Origin of the sequence: Frisingicoccus sp. (genome assembly GCA_016298055.1) — a bacterium.
Classification (GTDB): domain Bacteria; phylum Bacillota; class Clostridia; order Lachnospirales; family Lachnospiraceae; genus Frisingicoccus.
In genome coordinates, this window is record JAEDDO010000259.1 from 1 (window position 1) to 2,182 (window position 2,182).

General features: G+C 40.4%; 2 protein-coding genes. Both read left to right on the forward strand.

Translation table 11 applies throughout. The features are described 5' to 3' along the window. Positions 1–60 precede the first annotated feature (60 nt). Positions 61–1,428 (forward strand): GGDEF domain-containing protein, encoded by a 1,368-nt coding sequence (locus QZZ35_RS11340; RefSeq protein WP_291237503.1) that lies wholly within the window; start codon positions 61–63, stop codon positions 1,426–1,428. A gap of 12 nt (positions 1,429–1,440) precedes the next feature. Further along, a partial coding sequence (locus QZZ35_RS11345) for a response regulator (RefSeq protein ID WP_291237504.1) occupies positions 1,441–2,182 on the forward strand: 742 nt, incomplete at its 3' end.

Here is a 2,182-nt window from a genome sequence, read left to right on the forward strand (position 1 = left end):
TCAAAGCAGAAAGATAAAGTCTTTGCCGGACAATGGAGGTTGAAGGCAGGAGGGGTATATATGGAAGAAAACACAGTGAAGAAGAAAAAGATGAAAGGAATCAGTATAAAGACATTGAATTACATTATGATTCTGGTCGCTGTTGTGCTTTATATCTTTATACTGAGGAGTATCTTTGGAATTTCGGACAAATATCAGGCATTGGTGGATTCAACAGAGGATTATATCAACTGTGAAAAGGATGGTGCCCTTGTCAATCAGGGATCGGATATATTGACAGAAAATGTGCGGTTGTTTGTAGTGACCGGTGAAAAGGGGCATATGGATGCATATTTTAAAGAAGCCTATGAGGATAAGAAGCGAGACGAGGCGTTGGAGGCCCTGGAACAGTTTCATCCGGGAGATGAGGTCCATCAGTATATGGCACTGGCTGTTGATGTATCCAATGAGTTGATGAATCGGGAGTTTTATGCGATGCGCCTTGTGGCAGAGGCCAATCAGATGGATATCGGCAGCCTGCCGGAACAGATACAGAATGTTTCATTGTCTGCACAGGATAGAGAAATGGATGCGGAAGATAAGATCGAAAAAGCCGAGGATATGGTTTTTGGTGTGGAATATAAATCGGCAAAGACGCGTATTCAGGACAATATCAATTATTCATTGACAACGATTTTAAATGAGACACGTAATAAGCAGATAGCAAGCGCAGAGAGTCTGAAACATGAGATTGAAAAACAGCGTCTGCTTATCAGTATTCTCGTTGTTATGAATATTATTGTATTTATTATCATATCGATACTGATCGTCAAGCCGCTCCAGATTTATATTAACTGTATTAAGGAAAATAAAATGCTGGAGACAGTCGGGGCGTATGAGTTTAAATATCTGGCACTGACTTATAATAATATTTATGAGATCAATGCGGCGAACGAAGTGATGCTTCGGAATAAGGCAGAGAAAGACGCGCTCACAGGTCTTCTCAATCGTGGAGCATTTGACAGCCTTCGGACAGGACTTCAGGCTAATGCCTGCGCACTTGCACTGCTTCTTATTGATGTAGATAAGTTTAAAAATATAAATGATACATATGGACATGATGTGGGCGATAAGGTGCTTAAAAAAGTGGCGAATGTTTTAAACATGCATTTCAGATCCAATGATTTTATTGCCCGAATTGGCGGCGATGAGTTTTCGGTCATTATGATGGATATAAAAAATATATCGAAAGATACTATTGAAGGAAAAATCATGGATATGAACCGGGTTCTGAAAAGCGGTACAGACGGACTGCCAAAAATCACTCTGAGTGTAGGGGTGGCATTTTCGGAAATCGGCTTCCATAAGGAGCTTTATAAGATGGCGGATACGGCATTGTACAAGGTAAAGGAAAACGGACGATGCGGCTGTGCATTTTATGAGGAATAAGGTGAGGGTTAAATGACAGATATGAAGAAACAAAAAATATTAATTGTGGATGATTCTGAATGGAATAGAGATTTTCTGTCTTCAATTCTGGAAGACCTGTATGAGATCATTGAGGCTGTTGACGGACTTGATGCAATAACCGTTCTTGAGAGTCATGTTCATGAGATTTCCTTAGTTCTTCTGGATCTGGTTATGCCAAGGGCCGACGGTTTTGAGGTTCTGGCTCGTATGAACAAGTATCACTGGATTGATTATGTTCCTGTAATTATGATTTCCTCGGATACATCGAATAAGTCTGTAAAACGGGCTTATGAATACGGGGCTTCGGATTTTATGCATCGTCCTTTTGATGAGGCGATCGTAAGACAGCGCGTTGCCAATATTATTGCTCTTTACACGAAGCAGCGTCGTCTGTCGAGCGTGGTGGCGGAACAGATTTTCCAGAAGGAAAAAACAAACAGTATGATGGTTTCAATCCTGAGTCAGATCGTTGAATTCAGAAATGGCGAGAGCGGTATGCATGTTCGTCATATCCGTACATTTACCGATATGATATTAAGAAAGCTCATTCAGAAGACAAACCGATATGATATCAGTTTTGAAGATATTTCTTTAATCAGTATGGCATCATCTCTTCATGATATCGGAAAAATTGCCATTCCGGATGAAATTTTGAATAAACCGGGAAAATTGACAGAAGAAGAGTTTGAGATCATGAAGACCCATGCTAAAAAGGGGGCAGAAATGATCCAGA

Bases quoted from the DNA above. Each gene is read 5' to 3' on its own strand.
- QZZ35_RS11340 (WP_291237503.1), top strand. From the start codon at position 61: ATGGAAGAAAACACAGTGAAGAAGAAAAAGATGAAAGGAATCAGTATA.